Genomic DNA, 17,109 nt, shown 5'->3' with positions numbered 1-17,109 from the left:
CGCCGATGGTACTGCAGGGGGGACCCTGTGGGAGAGTAGGACGCCGCCGAACGATTATTACGGGAAACCCCGCACCATATGGTGCGGGGTTTTCTACGTTTAGGGTCGGGGGTATGCGTTATGACCTGATCATCTTCGACAACGACGGTGTGCTCGTGGACAGCGAGCCCCTCTCCAACCGGCATCTCGCCGCCTACCTCACGGAACTGGGGCACCCGACGTCCTACGAGGACTCGATCCGTGACTACATGGGGTCCGCCATGCACCGTGTGCACGAGATGGTGGAGGCACGGACGGGGCGGAAGCTGCCGGCGGACTTCGACGACGTCTTCCACACGCGCGTGTTCGCCGCGTTCGAGCGGGAGTTGACGCCGGTGCCCGGGGCCGTGGACGTCCTGGAGAAGCTGGCCGCCGACGAGGTGCCGTACTGCGTGGCCTCCTCGGGCAGTCACGAGCGGATTCGGGTGGGGCATCGCGCGGCCGGACTGGAGCAGTGGTTCGACGACGCGCGGATCTTCAGCTCACAGGATGTGGGGCGGGGGAAGCCGGAGCCGGACCTCTTCCTGTACGCGGCCCGGCGGATGGGAGTGGCGCCGGAGCGCTGTGCGGTGGTGGAGGACAGCCCGCTGGGCGTGCAGGCGGCGGTCGCGGCGGGGATGGACGTGTACGGGTTCACCGCGATGACACCGGGCGAGAGGCTTGTCGGTGCGACCGGACTCTTCGGTGACATGAGGGAGTTGCCAGCGCTGCTGGTGTGAACGGACCGGCCCGAAGGTGAGGGGAATTCATCTTTGGCCGGATCTACCCACGGGTATGCCGGGGCCCTACGCTCGCCGCCATGACTGATGTGCTGCGGCGCGGCAGGGTCTCGCTGGCGTTCGCCTTCCTCGTGCAGGGGGTCGCCTTCGCTCTGCTCGTGACGCGGATTCCGGCCATCCAGGACCGTTACGGGGTGTCGGACGGGCTGCTGCCCGTCTTCCTGGCCGCGGTGCCCGTCCTGGCCGGCATCGGCAGCGTGACGACCGAGCGGCTGGTGAAGCGGGTGCCGCCGAGCCGGGTGCTGCGGTGGCCCCAGCCGGTCGTGCTGCTGGCGCTGCTGGGGGTCGGGGCGGGGGAGAGCATGGCCGCGCTGGGTGGGGCGCTCGCCGCGTTCGGACTGGCGGTGGGGGCGCTGGACGCCGCGATGAACATGCTCGGGGTGAGCCTGCAGCGGGCGTACGGACGCAGCATCATGCTCGGGTTCCATGCCGCCTACAGCCTGGGCGGAATCGTCGGTGCCTCGCTGGCGTGGGCGGGCGCGCACTGGGGGTTCGCGCTGTGGGTGTCGTATCTGCCGGTGGTGGGGGTGCTGCTGCCGGCGGTGCTGGTAGGGAGCCGGTGGTATGCCGACGCGGGCGACCGGGCGGACACGGAAGCGGACACGGAAGCGGGGGCGGGGGCCGCGGGTGAGGGCGGGATCGTCGTCTTCAAGTGGCTGCTGCCGCTGTGTCTGGTGATGACGGTCGCGTACATCGGGGACTCGACGGTTTCCAACTGGAGCGCGAAGTACCTCCAGGACGTGCTGGGCAGTTCGGAGCAGATGGCGACGGTGCCGTACAACGTGTACATGGTGACCACGCTGGTGGGGCGGGCGCTCGGGGACTTCGGGGTGCGGCGGTTCGGGACGGTGGCCGTGGTGCGGGGCGGGGCACTGGTGGCGGCTCTGGGGTTCGCCGTCGTGGCCGGGGCGCCCGGGGCCCGGGTGGGGATGCTGGGGTTCACGCTGCTCGGGCTGGGACTGTGCGTGCTGGTGCCGCAGACGTTCGCGGCGGCGGGAAGGATGTTCCCGGGGGCTTCGGACGCGGCCGTGGCGCGCCTCAATGTCTTCAATTACGTGGGGTTTCTGATCGGTTCGCCGTTGGTGGGGGCCCTCGGCGAGGCCTGGAGCTATCGGGGGGCGATGCTCGTGCCGATGGTGTTGGTGCTGGTGACACTGGTGTACGCCCGGTCGTTCGAGCCTCAACCGAGCCGATACGGTGGCGGGCATGAGCGGCCGCACACAGCTGATGTGGGACGAGGCAGTAACGGGCTATGACTTCGGCCGGGACCATCCGATGGACCCGGTACGACTCGCGCTGACCCGGAGTCTGGTCGACGCCCTCGGGCTCGACCGCGAGGTGGACGTCGTCGCCGCCAAGGCGGCCGGGGAGTCGACGCTGCGGCTCGTGCACCGCGAGGACTACATCGCCGCGGTGAAGGCCGCTTCGGCGGACCCGGCGTCGGCCGATCCTGCCTACGGGCTGGGGACGGTGGACGATCCGGCGTTCGCCGGGATGCACGAGGTGTCGGCGCTGATCGCGGGGCAGTCGGTGGGGGCGGCGGAAGCCGTGTGGCGCGGGGATGCCCGGCACGCGGTGAACTTCGCGGGTGGGCTGCACCACGCCATGCCGGGGGCGGCGTCGGGGTTCTGCGTCTACAACGACGCCTCGCTGGCGATCGCGCGGCTGCTGGAGCTCGGGGCCGAGCGGGTCGCGTACGTCGACGTGGACGTGCACCACGGGGACGGAGTGCAGGCGGCGTTCTGGGAGGACCCGCGTGTGCTGACGATCTCGCTGCACGAACACCCGCGGACGCTGTTCCCGCAGACCGGGTGGCCGGAGGAGACGGGCGCGGACGGTGCGCAGGGCGGCGCGGTCAACGTGGCCCTGCCGGCCGGGACCGGGGACGCCGGGTGGCTGCGGGCGTTCCACGCCGTGGTGCCCGAACTGCTCGCCGAGTTCCGGCCGCAGGTACTGGTGACGCAGCACGGGGCCGACACCCACTTCGAGGATCCGCTGGCGCACCTGGCGGTGTCGCTGGACGCGCAGCGGGCGGTCCAGGTGGCCTGCCACGAGCTCGCGCACGAGCATGCCAACGGGCGGTGGGTGGCGTTGGGCGGGGGCGGATACGCGGTCGTGGAGGTCGTTCCGCGGTCCTGGACCCACCTGGTGGGTATCGCGGCGGGGCGTCCGGTGGATCCGGCGACGGTGATCCCCGAGGGCTGGCGCCAGGAGGTCTACGCCCGCACCCGCCAACTGGCCCCGATCAGGATGACCGACGGCCGCTGGCCCCTGTCCTGGGCCTCCTGGGAGGACGGGTACGACCCGGCGGACCGCCTGGACCAGGCCGTCCTGGCGACCCGCCGGGCGGTGTTCCCCCTGCGGGGGCTCCTGACCTAGGGCCTGCCGTTCGTATCGGGACGCGGGGAGGCGACGGCGCCTCGTCACCGCCCCGCGTCCGCGGCGTGATCCCCGCGACGGGCGCCGGCCGCACCGCGGTCGGGGCATCGCCCACCGGTGGCCGTGCCGCCCGTTACGCCGACCGGGCGGTGCTCGCGCGATCCCCGGGTATGCCGGGCGGGTATCCCGGAGGATCGGTCGCGTGGTGGACGTCGAGGAGCTGCGGGGGCATCTGCTGGCCGCCGGGCTGGCCGGGGCGGTGCGGACCACGCGGGAGGAGAGCCTGCGCAGTTATCGGCTGTTCGCCGCCCGGGATCCGCGCGCACTGATCGGGCTCGACCCCGCATCGTCGTGGGGGCAGCGGGAACTGATCGAGTTGATGGCGAACAGGTGTGGTGTTTCGGCCGATCCTGGGCACACCTCCGGCCATGATGTGATCGACCCGGAGCGGACGCTGGCCGCCCTGGACGCCTATGCGGAAAGGCTCGCGGACGTGGCCCGGCGGGGTGCGCCCGTGCTGATCGGCACCGGGCACCCCCATCGGCTGCTCGACTTCTACGCCGTACTGGCAGACGCCCTGTCGGCGGCGGGATGTGCTGTCCTCACACCGGCGCAGGGTCGCTGTGTCGACATAACGACCCGGTTCGGTCTACGCACGTACAACCTCGCCTACGTACGGGGCGTCGCGCTCGTCCGGGGTGCCGACCCCGAACGCCCCGGTTGTGAGACCGGCGCACACACGCACTCCCCCCTCCCGGTTCGGACCGCGCTCGCCGCGGCCGCCGACGCCGGCGGACCGCTTCCCGAGTTGGTGATCGGAGACCACGGCTGGGTCTGCGGAGCAGGTCAGCTGGGGTTCGAGGCCGTCGCCCTGGCCGATGTGAACGATCCCGCCCCGTTCGTCGGGGAGGCGGAGGGGCGCGTGTCCGTCGTCGTTCCACTTGATGACGGCGTGCGGGCCGATTACTACCTGCCGTTGACCCGCTACGTACTCAATCGAGCGTGTCTGTCACAGTAGGCCGCCGATGGGTGCACCTCTTCCCCACTCGCATCACCCGCCCCTACATTGGGGAGTGAGCACGCAGCGACGAAGAGTCACCGGAAGGGGAAGCCGGTGGCCGTCGAGTGCGGAAGGTTCAGGTGTGTCATGGCTGCAGCTGGCGAAAGGCCTCTGAACGAGGTTCAGTTCCTTACCGTGGCGGAGGTCGCCTCGGTGATGCGAGTGTCGAAGATGACCGTGTACCGGCTGGTGCACAGTGGTCATCTGCCCGCGATCCGGGTGGGGCGGTCCTTCCGCGTCCCCGAGCAAGCGGTTCACGAGTACCTCCGCGAGAGCTATGTGGGGGTGGACACCGTCTGACGGCGAACCGGGGAGGCTCGTCCGGGCCCTCTCAGGGCACCGGTGGGGCTCTCCGGTCACCTCGATTACGACCTCAGCGCTGGGGCGGGTAGGCTAGCCCCTCGTAGGTCGTGTGGGCCCATGGCGCCCAAACACCGAGTGATGAGAAGTGAGCGAGGGTAGTCGTGGGCTCTGTTATCAAGAAGCGGCGCAAGCGGATGGCCAAGAAGAAGCACCGCAAGCTGCTCAAGCGCACGCGCGTTCAGCGTCGCAACAAGAAGTAGGCGACGGCGCGAGAGCGTGTCCCGTGGCCCCCCACCGCACTGACGGTGGGGGGCCACTGCTGTGTCGGGGCCCGGTCGGCCCGTGCGGCCGGTTGGCTCGGAGTGTGCGCTTCCACGGGGCCGTCGTCACGTCACGCATCCGGTGGACATCACAGAGCGACGGCGAGCCGCTAAGTTGGCCGTCACACGGGGAACCCGGCAGGGTACGCGTCAGGGAGGGCGCGCCGGGGAGGGCCCCACGGCCCCCAGGTGAACGCTCGGTGAGGACGAGGCGGGAAGGAAGGCGCTGATCTTGGGAAAGGTCGTGCTCGTGACCGGAGTGGCCCGTCAGCTGGGGGGCCGTTTCGTCCGGCGGATCCAGCGTGACCCCGACGTGGAGCGGGTCGTGGGCGTCGACGCGGTCCCGCCCGAGCACCATCTGGGCGGCGCGGACTTCGTCCAGGCCGACATTCGCCAGCCCACCATCGCGCGGGTGCTCGCCGAGACGGGCGCCGACACGGTCGTCCACCTCGACGTCACCGGCACTCCGCTGGCCAGCGGTGGCCGGATCGTGCTGAAGGAGACCAACGTCATCGGCACCATGCAGCTGCTCGGTGCCTGCCAGAAGTCACCGAAGGTCAAACGGCTGGTGGTGAAGTCCAGTACGAACGTCTACGGCTCCGCGCCCCGCGACCCGGCCGTGTTCACCGAGACGACCCCGCCCAAGTCGCTGCCCAGCGGCGGCTTCGCGAAGGACACCGTCGAGGTCGAGGGTTATGTGCGCGGCTTCGCGCGCCGCCGGCCGGACGTCGCCGTGTGCGTGCTCAGGTTCGCCAACATCCTGGGCCCGACCGCGGACAGCCCGCTCGCCTCGTACTTCTCGCTGCCGGTGCTGCCGACCGTGTTCGGCTACGACCCGCGGCTCCAGTTCGTGCACGAGGACGACGTCATCGAGGTGCTGCGGATCGGCTCGCACGAACCGCGGCGCGGCACCCTCAACAGCGGCACCTTCAACATCGCCGGAGACGGCGTGCTGTTGCTGTCCCAGTGCTCGAGGAGACTGGGCCGGCCCACCGTGCCGCTGCTGCTTCCCGCGGTCACCTGGGCGGGCTCCCTGGTGCGTACGCTGGGTATGACGGACTTCTCGCCCGAGCAGATCCGGCTGCTCACCCACGGCCGGGTCGTGGCGACGGACCAGATGCGCGAGACGCTGGGCTTCACGCCGAAGTACACGACCGGGGAAACGTTTGCGGACTTCGCCCGCAGCCGTGGCCCGGGGCTGCTTCCGCCGGAGGCCCTCGCGGGGGCCGTCGACCGGATCGCCGCGCTGCCGCTCGCCGGCGGCGGCCACCACCCGACGCAGAGCGCCAACTGAGGAGCGCAGCAACGATGGCGGACGCCAAGGTCATTCCGTTCGACGACGACCGGTCCCGCGGGAGCGCCGCGCAGCGCCCGACGCGACGCCGGGGCGCCGGGAGCAGGCGCCCGGGCACTCAGCCCGCGTCGGTGGGTGAGGTGCAGCCCCTGCCCGGCCGGGCGCCCGCGCAGGAGGATGGACCCGTGACCCGTGACGCACAGCAGCCCCAGGAGCCGCCCGGCGACGACACCGGTGGCCTGGAGCGGCGGATCGCGAGCGGGCTGGCCTTCCTGCGCCGCCGCCTCACCGGGGACTACGAGGTCGACGACTTCGGCTACGACGAGGAGCTCACCGACCAGGTCCTGATGTCCCTGCTGCGCCCGGTGTACGACAGGTACTTCCGGGTCGAGGTGAAGGGCATCGAGAACATCCCGTCCGAGGGTGGCGCGCTGATCGTCGCCAACCACTCCGGGACGCTGCCGATGGACGGGCTCATGATGCAGGTCGCCGTCCACGACCACCACCCTGCCGGACGCCATCTGCGGCTGCTCGCGGCGGACCTGGTGTTCGTGCTGCCGGTGGTGAACGAACTCGCCCGCAAGCTCGGCCACACCCTGGCGTGCGCCGAGGACGCGGCACGGCTGCTGGAGCAGGGGGAAGTGGTCGGGGTGATGCCGGAGGGCTTCAAGGGCCTCGGCAAGCCCTTCGCGGACCGCTACAAGCTCCAGCGCTTCGGCCGGGGCGGCTTCGTGTCCACCGCCCTGCGGGCGCGGACGCCGATCGTGCCCTGCTCGATCGTCGGGGCGGAGGAGATCTACCCGATGATCGGCAACGCCAAGACACTCGCCCGGCTGCTGGGCTTCCCGTACTTCCCCCTGACGCCGACCTTTCCGTGGCTGGGTCCGCTGGGCGCGATCCCGCTGCCGACGAAGTGGACCATCCAGTTCGGCGAGCCGATCCCCACGGACGGCTATCCGCCGGAGGCGGCCGAGGACCCGATGCTCATGTTCAACCTGACCGACCAGGTCAGGGAGCAGATCCAGCACACGCTGTACAAGCTGCTGGTGCAGCGCCGGTCGGTGTTCTTCTAGCGCCCGTCGGAGGTCGTGCCGCACACGGCGACGGGGGCGCCTTCGGACGGGAGCGCCCCCGAAGCAATCGGGGGCGCTCCTGCGTGACGGCTCCTGCGCGTCCTCCACCGCGTGTCCGCTACGGGGCGTCCTCGGCATCGATGCCGAGGCCCGGCAGCAGGCCGGGCAGGAGCGGCGGGAGGGTGACGTCGGGCTGGGCGGGTGCGGTGGCGTCCGTGGAGGGTGCCGAGGTGGTGCTGTCGCCGCTCTCCTCCGGCGGATCGAGCAGCCCGCCGGTGTTTCCGCCGAGCAGACCGTCCTCCTCGCTGCCCGTGTCGGCGGACCGGCTGGGTCCGTCGCTGCTGGGGCCGCTCTCGCCGGAGGTGCCGCTGCCGGCGCCGGACGGCTCGGAGCTGCCCGTGGCCGACGGGTCGCCGGGCGTCGGCCCGGAGCCGCTCGGCTGCCCGCTGCCGTCGTCGTCACCCGCCGGGCGCTGCGGCAGCAGCGACTTCAGCGGGGCGACGTCCTGGTCTATGGCGTCGAACACCGACGTGACCTGCTCGCTGACGTCCCCGAGCTGCACCGGCAGCCGGTCGCGCAGGGCGCCCCAGGTGTCCCGGTGCGACGCGGAGAAGGAGGAGAGCGCCTGCATGGGGCCCAGGGAGCCGGGGTTGCGCTGGTACGCCTCGCGCAGCAGCCGGTGGCCCTCGGACGCATCGTGCCGCATGCCGGACAGGGTGCGGCGGATCTCGCCGAGGGATTCGTGGTCGAGGTGGCCGCCGCGCCCGCGCTCCATCAGCCGGCGGGCTTCGCTCAGCCGGGTCGAGGCGTGGTCGAGGTGGACCCGGCCGCGCTCGTCGTTGCCGTCGGCGAGGCCGAGTTTGACGTCCTCTATGCCGCGCTTGAGGCCGTACAGCGAGTCGCCGGGCAGGGCGTCGGAACTGGCGGCGGCGACTCCGCCCAGGGCACCGGCGGCCACGCCGACGGTGATGCCGCCCGCGGTGAGGCCCTTGGCCAGGCGTGAGCGCGGTCGCAGTTTGCCCAGCGGAGTCGCTCGGTGGGCGCCCCTGGCCCGGTGTGAGCGCTGTTCCGGCACGGATGGGTCCGTCGCCTCGCCCGCCGCGGTGCCCTCCTGGAGCATGGCCTCGAACGCGGCCACCAACTGGGCCCGCTGGACGACCTTCACCTCGGGATCGAGCTCCGGCTTCGGTAGCGCGCCGAGCCCGGTGGCAAGACCCAGAATGCGCGCCTGCTCGGGTCTTGCCGCGGCAGCCGGGGCCGGTCCTTCGGTCTGCTCGGCCGCCGTGCCCCGATCGGACTGATCCTCCAGGGCCTGGGCGAAGGCGTTCGCCCGCCGGTGCGCCGATACGTTCGCGATCACTGGCGGCACCTCCTCTCGTCATGACGGTCGACTCCCCAGGGGGTCCTGAGGGTTCCCCACCCTGACCGCGTACACACGATCGGGTGATCGGAGTCGGCCAGAGGGTGACCACAGGGAGCCTGCATCCCGCACAACGAGCGGCGCGGCACTTGGGTTACGGACGGCGAATGACCGGTTCGGCAAGTCAACGAAGCCTCACGCAGCGTGAGTTGAGCGTCGCTGAGCGTTGTTGCTCAGCGGGCGTCTTCGGGGAGGAGTCGGGCCAGGGTGCGTACGGCCCGGTACTGGAGGGTCTTGATGGCACCCTCGTTCTTGCCCATCACCCGTGCGGTCTCGGCCACCGACAACCCCTGGAGAAACCGGAGCGTGACGCACTCCTGCTGCTGGGGGTTGAGTCGTCGTACGGCATCGAGGAGGGCGGCATTGGACAGCGATTCGAGAACGGAGTCCTCGGGCGAGCGTGCTACCTCGTTGGCATCGAGCATCTCCCCGGTGGTGATCTCGAGACGGAACCGGCTGGACTTGAAGTGGTCGGCGACCAGGTTGCGGGCGATGGTGACCAGCCAGGCGCCGAAGTCGCGCCCCTGCCAGGTGAAGGTGCCGATGCGCCGCAGCGCCCGCAGAAAGGTCTCGCTGGTGAGGTCCTCGGCGGTCGCCTTGCCCCCCACGCGGTAGTAGATGTACCGGTACACGGTGTCGCTGTACTGGTCGTAGAGCCGTCCGAAGGCCTCGGCCTCGCCGGCCTGGGCGCGCTCCACGAGGTCCATCATCCGGGCGCTGTCGCTGTCCGCGGCGGGACGGCGCGCGGTGGCCGCGCCGGACGGGCGGCCGCGCCTGCCGGCCGTCCGCCCGTCGCCCGACCGCCGCCCGTCGGCGACGGCGCTGCGCGCCGGCACCTGCTCGAGGCCGTCGGCGAGGGCGTAGCACGGGCCGACGGGCGCGGTGGCGAAGGCGGGGACGGCGTACGCGGTGGGGACGAAGCCGCGCAACTTGTCTCGGACTGTCGCGACCGTCGCGCGCAGCGTAGCCAGGCCCGAGGCGTCAACCCCGACGTGTGGGTACACGGGACTCCCAGAGGCAGAGCTTCCATCACGTGCAGTGCGGGACCGTTCACCCGTCGTAGCGACGGAGGGGTACCGGTTTGCGTCTGAGGAGAATAACGCTTCGTGTAGGCGCTGCTACACCCAGTTGCTCAAATCTACGATTACGTCGCTTCCGTAACCGGTTGGCGCCCGATCAGGTGCCGCAACATGAACGATTGTTGACCGAAATGGTTCGCATTCGGTCCCGGTGAGGGCGTGTTGTGGCCGTGTTCAGCCAACAGGACTGGACAGGGCGGTTGCGGGGTACGGCAGTTGGATTGGTTGCGCGCGGTCGCGCATGGCGGAAAGAGGACGGTCCGGGGCGGCCCCGCCCGCGGCGGGCGGCGCGTCAACACGCCGGACCCCGCCGGTGCCGCCCGGTGGCCGCGGGGTCAGCGGCTCAGGACGCGCTTGCGGTGCATGGCGATGGCTGCGGCCGTGCCGCCCGCCACCGCGCCGACCCCCGCCGCCGCGGGGATGCCGACCTTCGCCGCCTTGCGGCCCGTGCGGTAGTCGCGCAGCCGCCAGTCCATGTCGCGGGCGTGCTTGCGGAGCTTGGAGTCCGGGTTGATCGCGTACGGGTGCCCCACCAGCGACAGCATCGGGATGTCGTTGTGGGAGTCGCTGTAGGCCGCACAGCGGGACAGGTCGAGCCCCTCCGCCGCCGCCAGCGCGCGGACCGCCTCGGCCTTGGCCGGCCCGTGCAGCGGCTCTCCCACCAGCCGGCCGGTGTAGACGCCGTCGACCGACTCGGCGACCGTGCCCAGCGCGCCGGTCAGGCCCAGCCGTCGGGCGATCACCTGAGCGATCTCCACCGGGGCGGCCGTGACCAGCCACACCTTCTGGCCGGCGTCGAGGTGTGCCTGGGCCAGGGCACGCGTCCCCGGCCAGATCCGCTCCGCCATGTACTCGTCGTAAATCTCCTCGCCGATGGACTTCAGCTCGGAGACGCGGTGGCCCTGCACGATCGACAGCGCGGAGTCCCGCGCCTCCTGCATGTGCTCGGGGTCCTCGACGCCCGCCAGCCGGAACCATGCCTGCTGCCAGGCGAACCGCCACAGGTCGCGGGTCTCGAAGAACTTCCGCTTGTACAGGCCCCGCCCGAAGTGGAACAGGGCGGCCCCCTGCATCACGGTGTTGTCCAGGTCGAAGAAGGCTGCGGCCCGGTCGTCGCCGTGGACGGGGAACTCGGGTTCCCCTCCGGAGACCTCCTGGGTCGATTTGCGGGCTGCCTCCGCCGAGGCCTCGCCTGCCAACACGCTCCGCGCCGTGGCGGAGCGCCTACGGGGAGTGAGCCATCCGAGAGCGGCCATGGCGTGAGCATAGCCAGTCCGTCCGGTGGTTCCGGAGCCGAGAGGTTCGAAGCCTGTGAACTTACCGCGTCCGTGTCGTTAAGCACGCGCGCGAGAATGGCCGTATGAGCGCCCTCTTCCGCCGCAGGCCCCCGCAGGACCGTGTCGTCACCCTCATCCGCAAGCCCGGCTGTCATCTGTGCGACGACGCGCAGGTGGTGGTGGAGAAGGTGTGCGGTGCTCTCGGTGTGCGCTGGGAACAGAAGGACATCACCCAGGACCCGGAGCTGCACGAGCAGTACTGGGAGCAGATTCCGGTCGTCCTCGTGGACGGTCGCCAGCACACCTTCTGGCGGGTGGACGAGGACCGCCTGCGCAAAGCCCTGACGGACGCCTGAAACGCGGCCCCGGCGACCTCCCGGCGGACTCCGGTGCCGCCCCCGCCGAGTGGTCCGAGCCACTGATCAACTGACTGACCAACCAGTCCAAAGTGGCGAAAAGTCGCTTAGGATCGATGGTGGTTCGGTCTCGGGGGCGGGGTTGACAGAGGAGAGTGTGCGGTTTTGCCCCCAGAAGAAAAGGAACGACGGTGCTCGCGCGCCGGTTCCCCGCATGGGTCCCGGGGGCGCGTGACCCCGGTCACGTTGCCCGGGCAAATCGGACACAATCTTTGTGCACGCGTTCACAAAGACATAGCCTGCATTCGACGGGGCGGTCCGGGGACGTATGGCCGCCCGCAGCCCCGCGCTACCCGCAGGAGCACCGTGGCAACTGGCCGAACTCACCGACCGGCGACCCGTAGCCGAGGGATTCCCGAGGCCACCGTCGCCAGGCTTCCGCTGTACCTCCGCGCCCTCACCGCGCTCTCGGAGCGCTCGGTGCCGACCGTCTCCTCCGAGGAGCTGGCGGCCGCGGCCGGGGTCAACTCCGCGAAGCTGCGCAAGGACTTCTCGTACCTGGGCTCCTACGGGACGCGTGGCGTGGGCTACGACGTCGAGTATCTCGTGTACCAGATCTCCCGTGAACTCGGCCTGACCCAGGACTGGCCGGTTGTCATCGTCGGTATCGGCAACCTCGGCGCCGCGCTCGCCAACTACGGCGGGTTCGCCTCGCGCGGCTTCCGCGTCGCCGCGCTGATCGACGCCGACCCGGCGCTCACCGGCAGGCCCGTCGCGGGCATCCCGGTGCAGCACACCGACGAGCTCGAGAAGATCATCGACGACAACGGCGTCTCGATCGGCGTGATCGCCACCCCCGCCGGTGCCGCCCAGCAGGTCTGCGACCGGCTCGTGGCCGCCGGGGTCACCTCCATCCTGAACTTCGCGCCGACCGTGCTGTCCGTCCCGGACGGCGTCGACGTGCGCAAGGTCGACCTCTCCATCGAACTCCAGATCCTCGCCTTCCACGAGCAGCGCAAGGCCGGCGAGGAGGCCGCGGCCGAGGCCGCCGCCGTCCCGGCCGCCCCCCGCGAGGAGAGCCCCGCCGACCAGGGACCCGACGGGGACGTGCCCGCCGTGATGCCGGCATGAGCCTCCTCGTCGTCGGACTGAGCCACCGCAGCGCCCCGGTCAGCGTGCTGGAGCGGGCCTCGCTCGGCGCGGACACGCAGACGAAGCTGCTCCAGGACACGGTCGCCGCCGAGCCGGCCACCGAGGCCGCGGTGCTCGCCACCTGCAACCGCATCGAGCTGTACGCCGACGTGGACAAGTTCCACGCCGGTGTCGCCGAGCTGTCCACGCTGCTCGCCCAGCACAGCGCGGTCGGCCTCGAGGAGCTCACTCCCTATCTCTATGTGCACTACGAGGACCGGGCCGTCCACCATCTGTTCTCGGTGGCGTGCGGGCTGGACTCGATGGTCGTCGGCGAGGGGCAGATCCTCGGCCAGATAAAGGACTCCCTCGCGCGGGCGCAGGAGCTGCACACCGCCGGACGGCTGCTGAACGACCTGTTCCAGCAGGCGCTCCGGGTCGGCAAGCGTGCCCATTCCGAGACCGGGATCGACCGGGCCGGGCAGTCCCTCGTCACCTTCGGCCTGGAGCAGCTCGCCCTCGGCACGCCGGTCGGGACCTGGTCCCGCAGGAAGAAGGCGCTGGTCATCGGCGCCGGTTCGATGTCCTCGCTGGCCGCGGCCACGCTCGCGCGGGCCGGGGTCGCCGAGATCGTCGTCGCCAACCGCACCCCCGAGCGCGCCGAGCGGCTCGCCGCCCTGCTCGACGAGCAGTACGGACAGCGCCTCACCGAGGGCGACGACACGGCCGTGCTGGCCCGCGCGGTGCCCATGGGATCGGTGCCGTTCGAGCTGACACGTGCCGACGTCGTCGTCTCCTGCACCGGCGCGACCGGGCTGGTGCTCGGTGCCGACGTCGTCGCCGCCGGGGTCGAGGGCCGCACCGGCCGTCCGGCCGCCGAGCGCGTCCCGGCCGAGGACGTGCGGGAGGCGCCCCTGCCGCCCACGTCCGTCGGCACGGACGAGGGCTGCCCGCTGGACCTGTCGGCCGTGCAGCCCGGCTTCTCCGTGATGGGCGAGGCCGCCGTGGCCGGTCTGGACGCGGCCACGCTGGAGCAGCACGCCGCATGGGTCGCCGGGGGCACCGTCGACCGCCGCGAGGCGGGTCGGCGCGGTCTGGAGGCCGATGCCGAGCTGATCGGCGCGCTGGCCGCGACCGCGGCGAGCGTCGGCCGGATCCCCGAGCGGCGCCGCCCCGAGCCGGTGGCCGAGCCGCCGCGCCCCGAGCCGGTCCTGTTCCTGCTCGACCTCGCGATGCCGCGCGACATCGACGCGGCCGTGCACCGCCTCGCCGGGGTGCGCCTCGTGGACATCGAGTCGCTCGCCGAGGCCTCCGCGGACGCCCCGATGGCTGCCGACGTGGACCAGGTCCGGCGTATCGTCTCCGACGAGGTGGCGGCCTTCGGCGCGGCGCAGCGGGCCGCGCACATCACGCCGACCGTGGTCGCTCTGCGCACCATGGCCGCCGATGTCGTGGCCGGTGAGATGGCGCGCCTCGAGGGACGGCTGCCCGGCCTGGACGACAAGCACCGCGCGGAGATCACGCAGACCGTGCGGCGGGTGGTCGACAAACTGCTGCACGCGCCGACCGTACGGGTCAAGCAGCTCGCGGCCGAGCCCGGCGGCGCCGGGTACGCGGACGCGCTGCGCACCCTGTTCGACCTCGACCCCGAGACGGTGGCCTCCGTCTCCCGGGCCGGGGACAGCACCGAGAAGAACCCAGAGAACCGAGGGCCGGCATGAGTGACAAGGCACTGAGGCTTGGGACGCGGCGCAGCAAGCTCGCCATGGCCCAGTCCGGGCAGGTGGCGGACGCCGTGAGCCAGGTGACCGGGCGGCCCGTCGAGCTCGTCGAGATCACCACGTACGGCGACGTCTCGCGCGAGCACCTCGCGCAGATCGGCGGCACCGGGGTCTTCGTGGCCGCGCTGCGGGAGGCGCTGATCCGCGGCGAGGTCGACTTCGCGGTGCACTCGCTGAAGGACCTGCCGACCGCGCAGCCCGAGGAACTGGTGCTCGCCGCCGTGCCGGAGCGCGAGGACCCGCGGGACGTGATCGTCGCGCGGGACGCGCTGAAGTTCACGGACCTGCCGCGCGGCGCCCGGATAGGCACCGGTTCGCCGCGCCGCATGGCGCAGCTGAACGCGTACGCCCGCGCCCACGGCCTGGACATCGAGACGGTGCCCATCCGCGGGAACGTCGACACCCGGATCGGATACGTCCGCGCCGGTGAGCTGGACGCCGTGGTGCTGGCCGCCGCAGGACTCAACCGGATCGGCCGCAGCGACGAGGTGACCGACTTCCTGTCGGTCGACACGGTGCTGCCCGCTCCCGGCCAGGGGGCCCTGGCGATCGAGTGCGCCGCGGGCAACGCGGACCTGATCGCCGCGCTGGCGGCGCTCGACGACCCCTTCACGCGGGTCGCCGTGACGGCCGAGCGTTCCCTGCTCGCCGCCCTGGAGGCCGGTTGCAGCGCCCCGGTGGGCGCGCTGGCCGACCTTCCTCCCGATCTCGACTTCGCTCGTGCCTGGGGAGAGCCCCAGGCCGGCGCGCAGATTGTCAAGGAAATGCGCCTGCGGGGCGTCGTCGGCACGACCGACGGTTCCACGCTGGTGCAGCTGTCCACCACCGGTCCCGTGCCCGAGACGCACGAGGCGGCGACGGCACTCGGTCGCGAACTCGCCACCGAGATGCTCGCCCAGGGCGCGGCCGGTCTGATGGGGGAGCGAGCACAGTGAGCCCCACCACCCTTCCCGCCGCCGGTCTGGAACACGGGCACGTCACCTTCCTCGGTGCCGGACCCGGGGATCCGGGACTGCTGACCCTGCGCGCCGTCGAGGCGCTGGCGAACGCGGACGTCCTCGTCGCCGAGCACGAGGTGCTCGACGTCGTACGCCGGCACGCCAGGCAGGGCGTCGCCGAGGTGCACACGGACACGGACGCGCCGGGTTCCTCCGCGTCGGCCGCTCCGGGCACGGGCGCGCCCCAGCTGACGGTCGTTGACGGAGCGTCAACAGCCGCCGCTGTCCCCGCGGTGAGGGATGCGGCACATCTTGTCATGGAGGCCGCGCGGGGCGGCAGGCGGGTCGTGCGTGCGGTGTCCGGCGATCCGGGGCTGGACGCGTACGCCGCCGAGGAGATGCTGGCGTGCGCCGCGGCCGGGGTGCCTTTCGAGGTCGTCCCCGGCATCGCGACCGCGGTCGGCGTGCCCGCGTACGCCGGTGTGCCGCTGCGGGACGCCGAGGGCGCGGACGTGCGGTTCGTGGACGCCCGCACGGCGTCCGAGCGGTGCTGGACGGAGGTCGGGGCGTCGGACGGCACCGTGGTCGTCTCCACCACGCTGGACTCCGTGGCCGCCGCCGCGGGCGAACTGGTGTCCGCCGGACGTAAGCCCGACACTCCGATGACGGTGACCGTCGCCGGTACGACGACCCGGCAGCGCACCTGGACGGCGACGCTGGGCACCATCGCGCAGACGCTGAAGCAGGCGAAGGTGCTGCCCTCCCCGGAGGGCGGCCGGCCGGTGATAGCCGTGGTCGGTGAGCGTTCCGCCGCCGCCCAGCGCGACCGGCTGGCGTGGTTCGAGTCCAAGCCGCTGTTCGGCTGGAAGGTGCTCGTGCCGCGCACCAAGGAGCAGGCGGCGTCGCTCTCCGACCAGCTGCGGTCCTACGGTGCGGTCCCGCACGAGGTGCCGACGATCGCCGTCGAACCCCCGCGTACCCCCCAGCAGATGGAGCGCGCGGTCAAGGGCCTGGTGACGGGCCGCTACGAGTGGATCGCGTTCACGTCGGTCAACGCGGTGAAGGCGGTCCGCGAGAAGTTCGAGGAATACGGCCTCGACGCGCGTGCCTTCGCGGGTATCAAGGTCGCGGCGGTGGGCGAGCAGACGGCCAATGCGCTGATCGCCTTCGGTGTGAAGCCGGACCTGGTGCCGAGCGGCGAGCAGTCGGCCGCCGGTCTGCTGGAGGACTGGCCGCCGTACGACCCGGTCTTCGACCCGATCGACCGCGTGTTCCTGCCGCGCGCCGACATCGCCACGGAGACGCTGGTCGCCGGGCTGATCGAGCTGGGCTGGGAGGTCGACGACGTCACCGCCTACCGCACGGTGCGTGCGTCGCCGCCCCCCGCGGAGACCCGGGAGGCGATCAAGGGCGGCGGCTTCGACGCGGTGCTGTTCACGTCGTCGTCGACGGTGCGGAACCTGGTCGGCATCGCGGGCAAGCCGCACAACGTGACGGTGATCGCCTGTATCGGCCCGGCGACGGCGAAGACGGCCGAGGAACACGGCCTGCGCGTCGACGTCATGGCTCCCGAGCCGTCGGTGCACAAGCTGGCGGAGGCCCTGGCCGACTTCGGCATGCGGCGCCGCGCGGCGGCCCTCGAGGCGGGCGATCCGGTCACCCGGCCGAGCGAGCGGCGGCCGGGGGCGCGCAGGCGGCGGTCGACGACGTGAGGCCGCCCGGCGGGGCGAGGCCGTACGCGTGAGGTGGTGGTGGGGGGGGGGGGCGGGGGGGGGCCCCCCCCCCCCCCCCCCAAACCCCGCCCCCCCCCCCCGGGGGGGGGGCGGGGGGGGGGGGCCCGGGGGGGGGGGGGGGGGGTTGGGGGGGGGGGGGGGGGTGTT

At 72.0% G+C, this 17,109-nt stretch carries 16 protein-coding genes; 13 read left to right on the top strand and 3 right to left on the bottom strand.

Annotation, left to right across the window (positions count from 1 at the left end; all coding sequences use genetic code 11):
- The first annotated feature begins 113 nt into the window (after positions 1-113).
- From ACFYOV_RS33460 to ACFYOV_RS33425, 8 genes are all read left to right on the top strand, one after another.
- A complete protein-coding gene (locus ACFYOV_RS33460) occupies positions 114-758 on the top strand; it encodes an HAD family hydrolase (protein ID WP_389094360.1) in 645 nt (214 codons plus the stop codon).
- Positions 759-838: 80 nt separating this feature from the next.
- A complete protein-coding gene (locus ACFYOV_RS33455) occupies positions 839-2,074 on the top strand; it encodes an MFS transporter (RefSeq protein WP_389094359.1) in 1,236 nt (411 codons plus the stop codon).
- A complete protein-coding gene (locus ACFYOV_RS33450) occupies positions 2,025-3,197 on the top strand; it encodes an acetoin utilization protein AcuC (RefSeq protein ID WP_389094357.1) in 1,173 nt (390 codons plus the stop codon). The genes ACFYOV_RS33455 and ACFYOV_RS33450 overlap by 50 nt, the downstream gene beginning before the upstream one ends.
- A 202-nt stretch (positions 3,198-3,399) precedes the next feature.
- Positions 3,400-4,215 (top strand): phosphatase, encoded by an 816-nt coding sequence (locus tag ACFYOV_RS33445; RefSeq protein ID WP_389094355.1) that lies wholly within the window; start codon positions 3,400-3,402, stop codon positions 4,213-4,215.
- Between the two features lie 129 nt (positions 4,216-4,344).
- The gene (locus ACFYOV_RS33440; RefSeq protein WP_389094354.1) at positions 4,345-4,557 is read left to right on the top strand and encodes a helix-turn-helix domain-containing protein; all 213 of its coding nucleotides are present in this window, start codon (positions 4,345-4,347) and stop codon (positions 4,555-4,557) included.
- Between the two features lie 164 nt (positions 4,558-4,721).
- Positions 4,722-4,820 carry a 30S ribosomal protein bS22 gene (locus ACFYOV_RS33435; protein ID WP_003948845.1) on the top strand — a complete coding sequence of 33 codons (99 nt, stop codon included), beginning with the start codon at positions 4,722-4,724 and terminating at the stop codon, positions 4,818-4,820.
- 292 nt (positions 4,821-5,112) lie between these two features.
- A complete protein-coding gene (locus ACFYOV_RS33430) occupies positions 5,113-6,174 on the top strand; it encodes an NAD-dependent epimerase/dehydratase family protein (RefSeq protein WP_389094353.1) in 1,062 nt (353 codons plus the stop codon).
- Between the two features lie 14 nt (positions 6,175-6,188).
- Positions 6,189-7,247, top strand: a complete 1,059-nt coding sequence (locus tag ACFYOV_RS33425; protein WP_389094352.1) for a lysophospholipid acyltransferase family protein — start codon at positions 6,189-6,191, stop codon at positions 7,245-7,247.
- 118 nt (positions 7,248-7,365) lie between these two features.
- Here ACFYOV_RS33425 and ACFYOV_RS33420 read toward each other — a convergent pair whose 3' ends face one another.
- From ACFYOV_RS33420 to ACFYOV_RS33410, 3 genes are all read right to left on the bottom strand, one after another.
- Entirely contained in the window at positions 7,366-8,607 is a 1,242-nt protein-coding gene (locus ACFYOV_RS33420; RefSeq protein ID WP_389094350.1) for a DUF5667 domain-containing protein, read from the bottom strand.
- Between the two features lie 233 nt (positions 8,608-8,840).
- Positions 8,841-9,671 (bottom strand): ECF subfamily RNA polymerase sigma factor, BldN family, encoded by an 831-nt coding sequence (locus tag ACFYOV_RS33415; RefSeq protein ID WP_389094348.1) that lies wholly within the window; start codon positions 9,669-9,671, stop codon positions 8,841-8,843.
- Between the two features lie 410 nt (positions 9,672-10,081).
- On the bottom strand, positions 10,082-11,002 hold the full coding sequence (locus tag ACFYOV_RS33410) for an HAD family hydrolase (protein WP_389094346.1): 921 nt from the start codon (positions 11,000-11,002) through the stop codon (positions 10,082-10,084).
- Positions 11,003-11,106: 104 nt separating this feature from the next.
- Between ACFYOV_RS33410 and ACFYOV_RS33405 the strand changes: the two genes are divergently transcribed.
- From ACFYOV_RS33405 to ACFYOV_RS33385, 5 genes are all read left to right on the top strand, one after another.
- Positions 11,107-11,379, top strand: a complete 273-nt coding sequence (locus ACFYOV_RS33405) for a glutaredoxin family protein (protein WP_389094344.1) — start codon at positions 11,107-11,109, stop codon at positions 11,377-11,379.
- A 366-nt stretch (positions 11,380-11,745) separates the two neighbouring features.
- Positions 11,746-12,510, top strand: coding sequence for a redox-sensing transcriptional repressor Rex (locus ACFYOV_RS33400; protein ID WP_389094343.1), 765 nt, complete (start codon positions 11,746-11,748; stop codon positions 12,508-12,510).
- Positions 12,507-14,231 carry a glutamyl-tRNA reductase gene (locus tag ACFYOV_RS33395; protein ID WP_389094341.1) on the top strand — a complete coding sequence of 575 codons (1,725 nt, stop codon included), beginning with the start codon at positions 12,507-12,509 and terminating at the stop codon, positions 14,229-14,231. Before ACFYOV_RS33400 ends, ACFYOV_RS33395 begins: the two co-directional genes overlap by 4 nt.
- Positions 14,228-15,226, top strand: a complete 999-nt coding sequence (gene hemC, locus ACFYOV_RS33390; protein ID WP_389094340.1) for a hydroxymethylbilane synthase — start codon at positions 14,228-14,230, stop codon at positions 15,224-15,226. The genes ACFYOV_RS33395 and hemC overlap by 4 nt, the downstream gene beginning before the upstream one ends.
- Positions 15,223-16,941, top strand: a complete 1,719-nt coding sequence (locus ACFYOV_RS33385) for a uroporphyrinogen-III synthase (protein WP_389094338.1) — start codon at positions 15,223-15,225, stop codon at positions 16,939-16,941. Before hemC ends, ACFYOV_RS33385 begins: the two co-directional genes overlap by 4 nt.
- Positions 16,942-17,109 lie beyond the last annotated feature (168 nt).

The organism is Streptomyces sp. NPDC005931 (genome assembly GCF_042871235.1).
GTDB lineage: Bacteria > Actinomycetota > Actinomycetes > Streptomycetales > Streptomycetaceae > Streptomyces.
The sequence above is the reverse complement of the archived record's forward strand: the minus strand, read 5'-3'. Positions and strand labels throughout refer to the sequence as shown.

What these genes read in the sequence shown, in the direction of transcription:
- ACFYOV_RS33460 (WP_389094360.1), top strand. Translation starts at nt 114, where the DNA reads ATGCGTTATGACCTGATCATCTTCGACAACGACGGTGTGCTCGTGGAC.
- ACFYOV_RS33455 (WP_389094359.1), top strand. Translation starts at nt 839, where the DNA reads ATGACTGATGTGCTGCGGCGCGGCAGGGTCTCGCTGGCGTTCGCCTTC.
- ACFYOV_RS33450 (WP_389094357.1), top strand. Translation starts at nt 2,025, where the DNA reads ATGAGCGGCCGCACACAGCTGATGTGGGACGAGGCAGTAACGGGCTAT.
- ACFYOV_RS33440 (WP_389094354.1), top strand. Translation starts at nt 4,345, where the DNA reads ATGGCTGCAGCTGGCGAAAGGCCTCTGAACGAGGTTCAGTTCCTTACC.
- ACFYOV_RS33425 (WP_389094352.1), top strand. Translation starts at nt 6,189, where the DNA reads ATGGCGGACGCCAAGGTCATTCCGTTCGACGACGACCGGTCCCGCGGG.
- ACFYOV_RS33410 (WP_389094346.1), bottom strand. Translation starts at nt 11,002, where the DNA reads ATGGCCGCTCTCGGATGGCTCACTCCCCGTAGGCGCTCCGCCACGGCG.
- ACFYOV_RS33405 (WP_389094344.1), top strand. Translation starts at nt 11,107, where the DNA reads ATGAGCGCCCTCTTCCGCCGCAGGCCCCCGCAGGACCGTGTCGTCACC.
- ACFYOV_RS33395 (WP_389094341.1), top strand. Translation starts at nt 12,507, where the DNA reads ATGAGCCTCCTCGTCGTCGGACTGAGCCACCGCAGCGCCCCGGTCAGC.
- hemC (WP_389094340.1), top strand. Translation starts at nt 14,228, where the DNA reads ATGAGTGACAAGGCACTGAGGCTTGGGACGCGGCGCAGCAAGCTCGCC.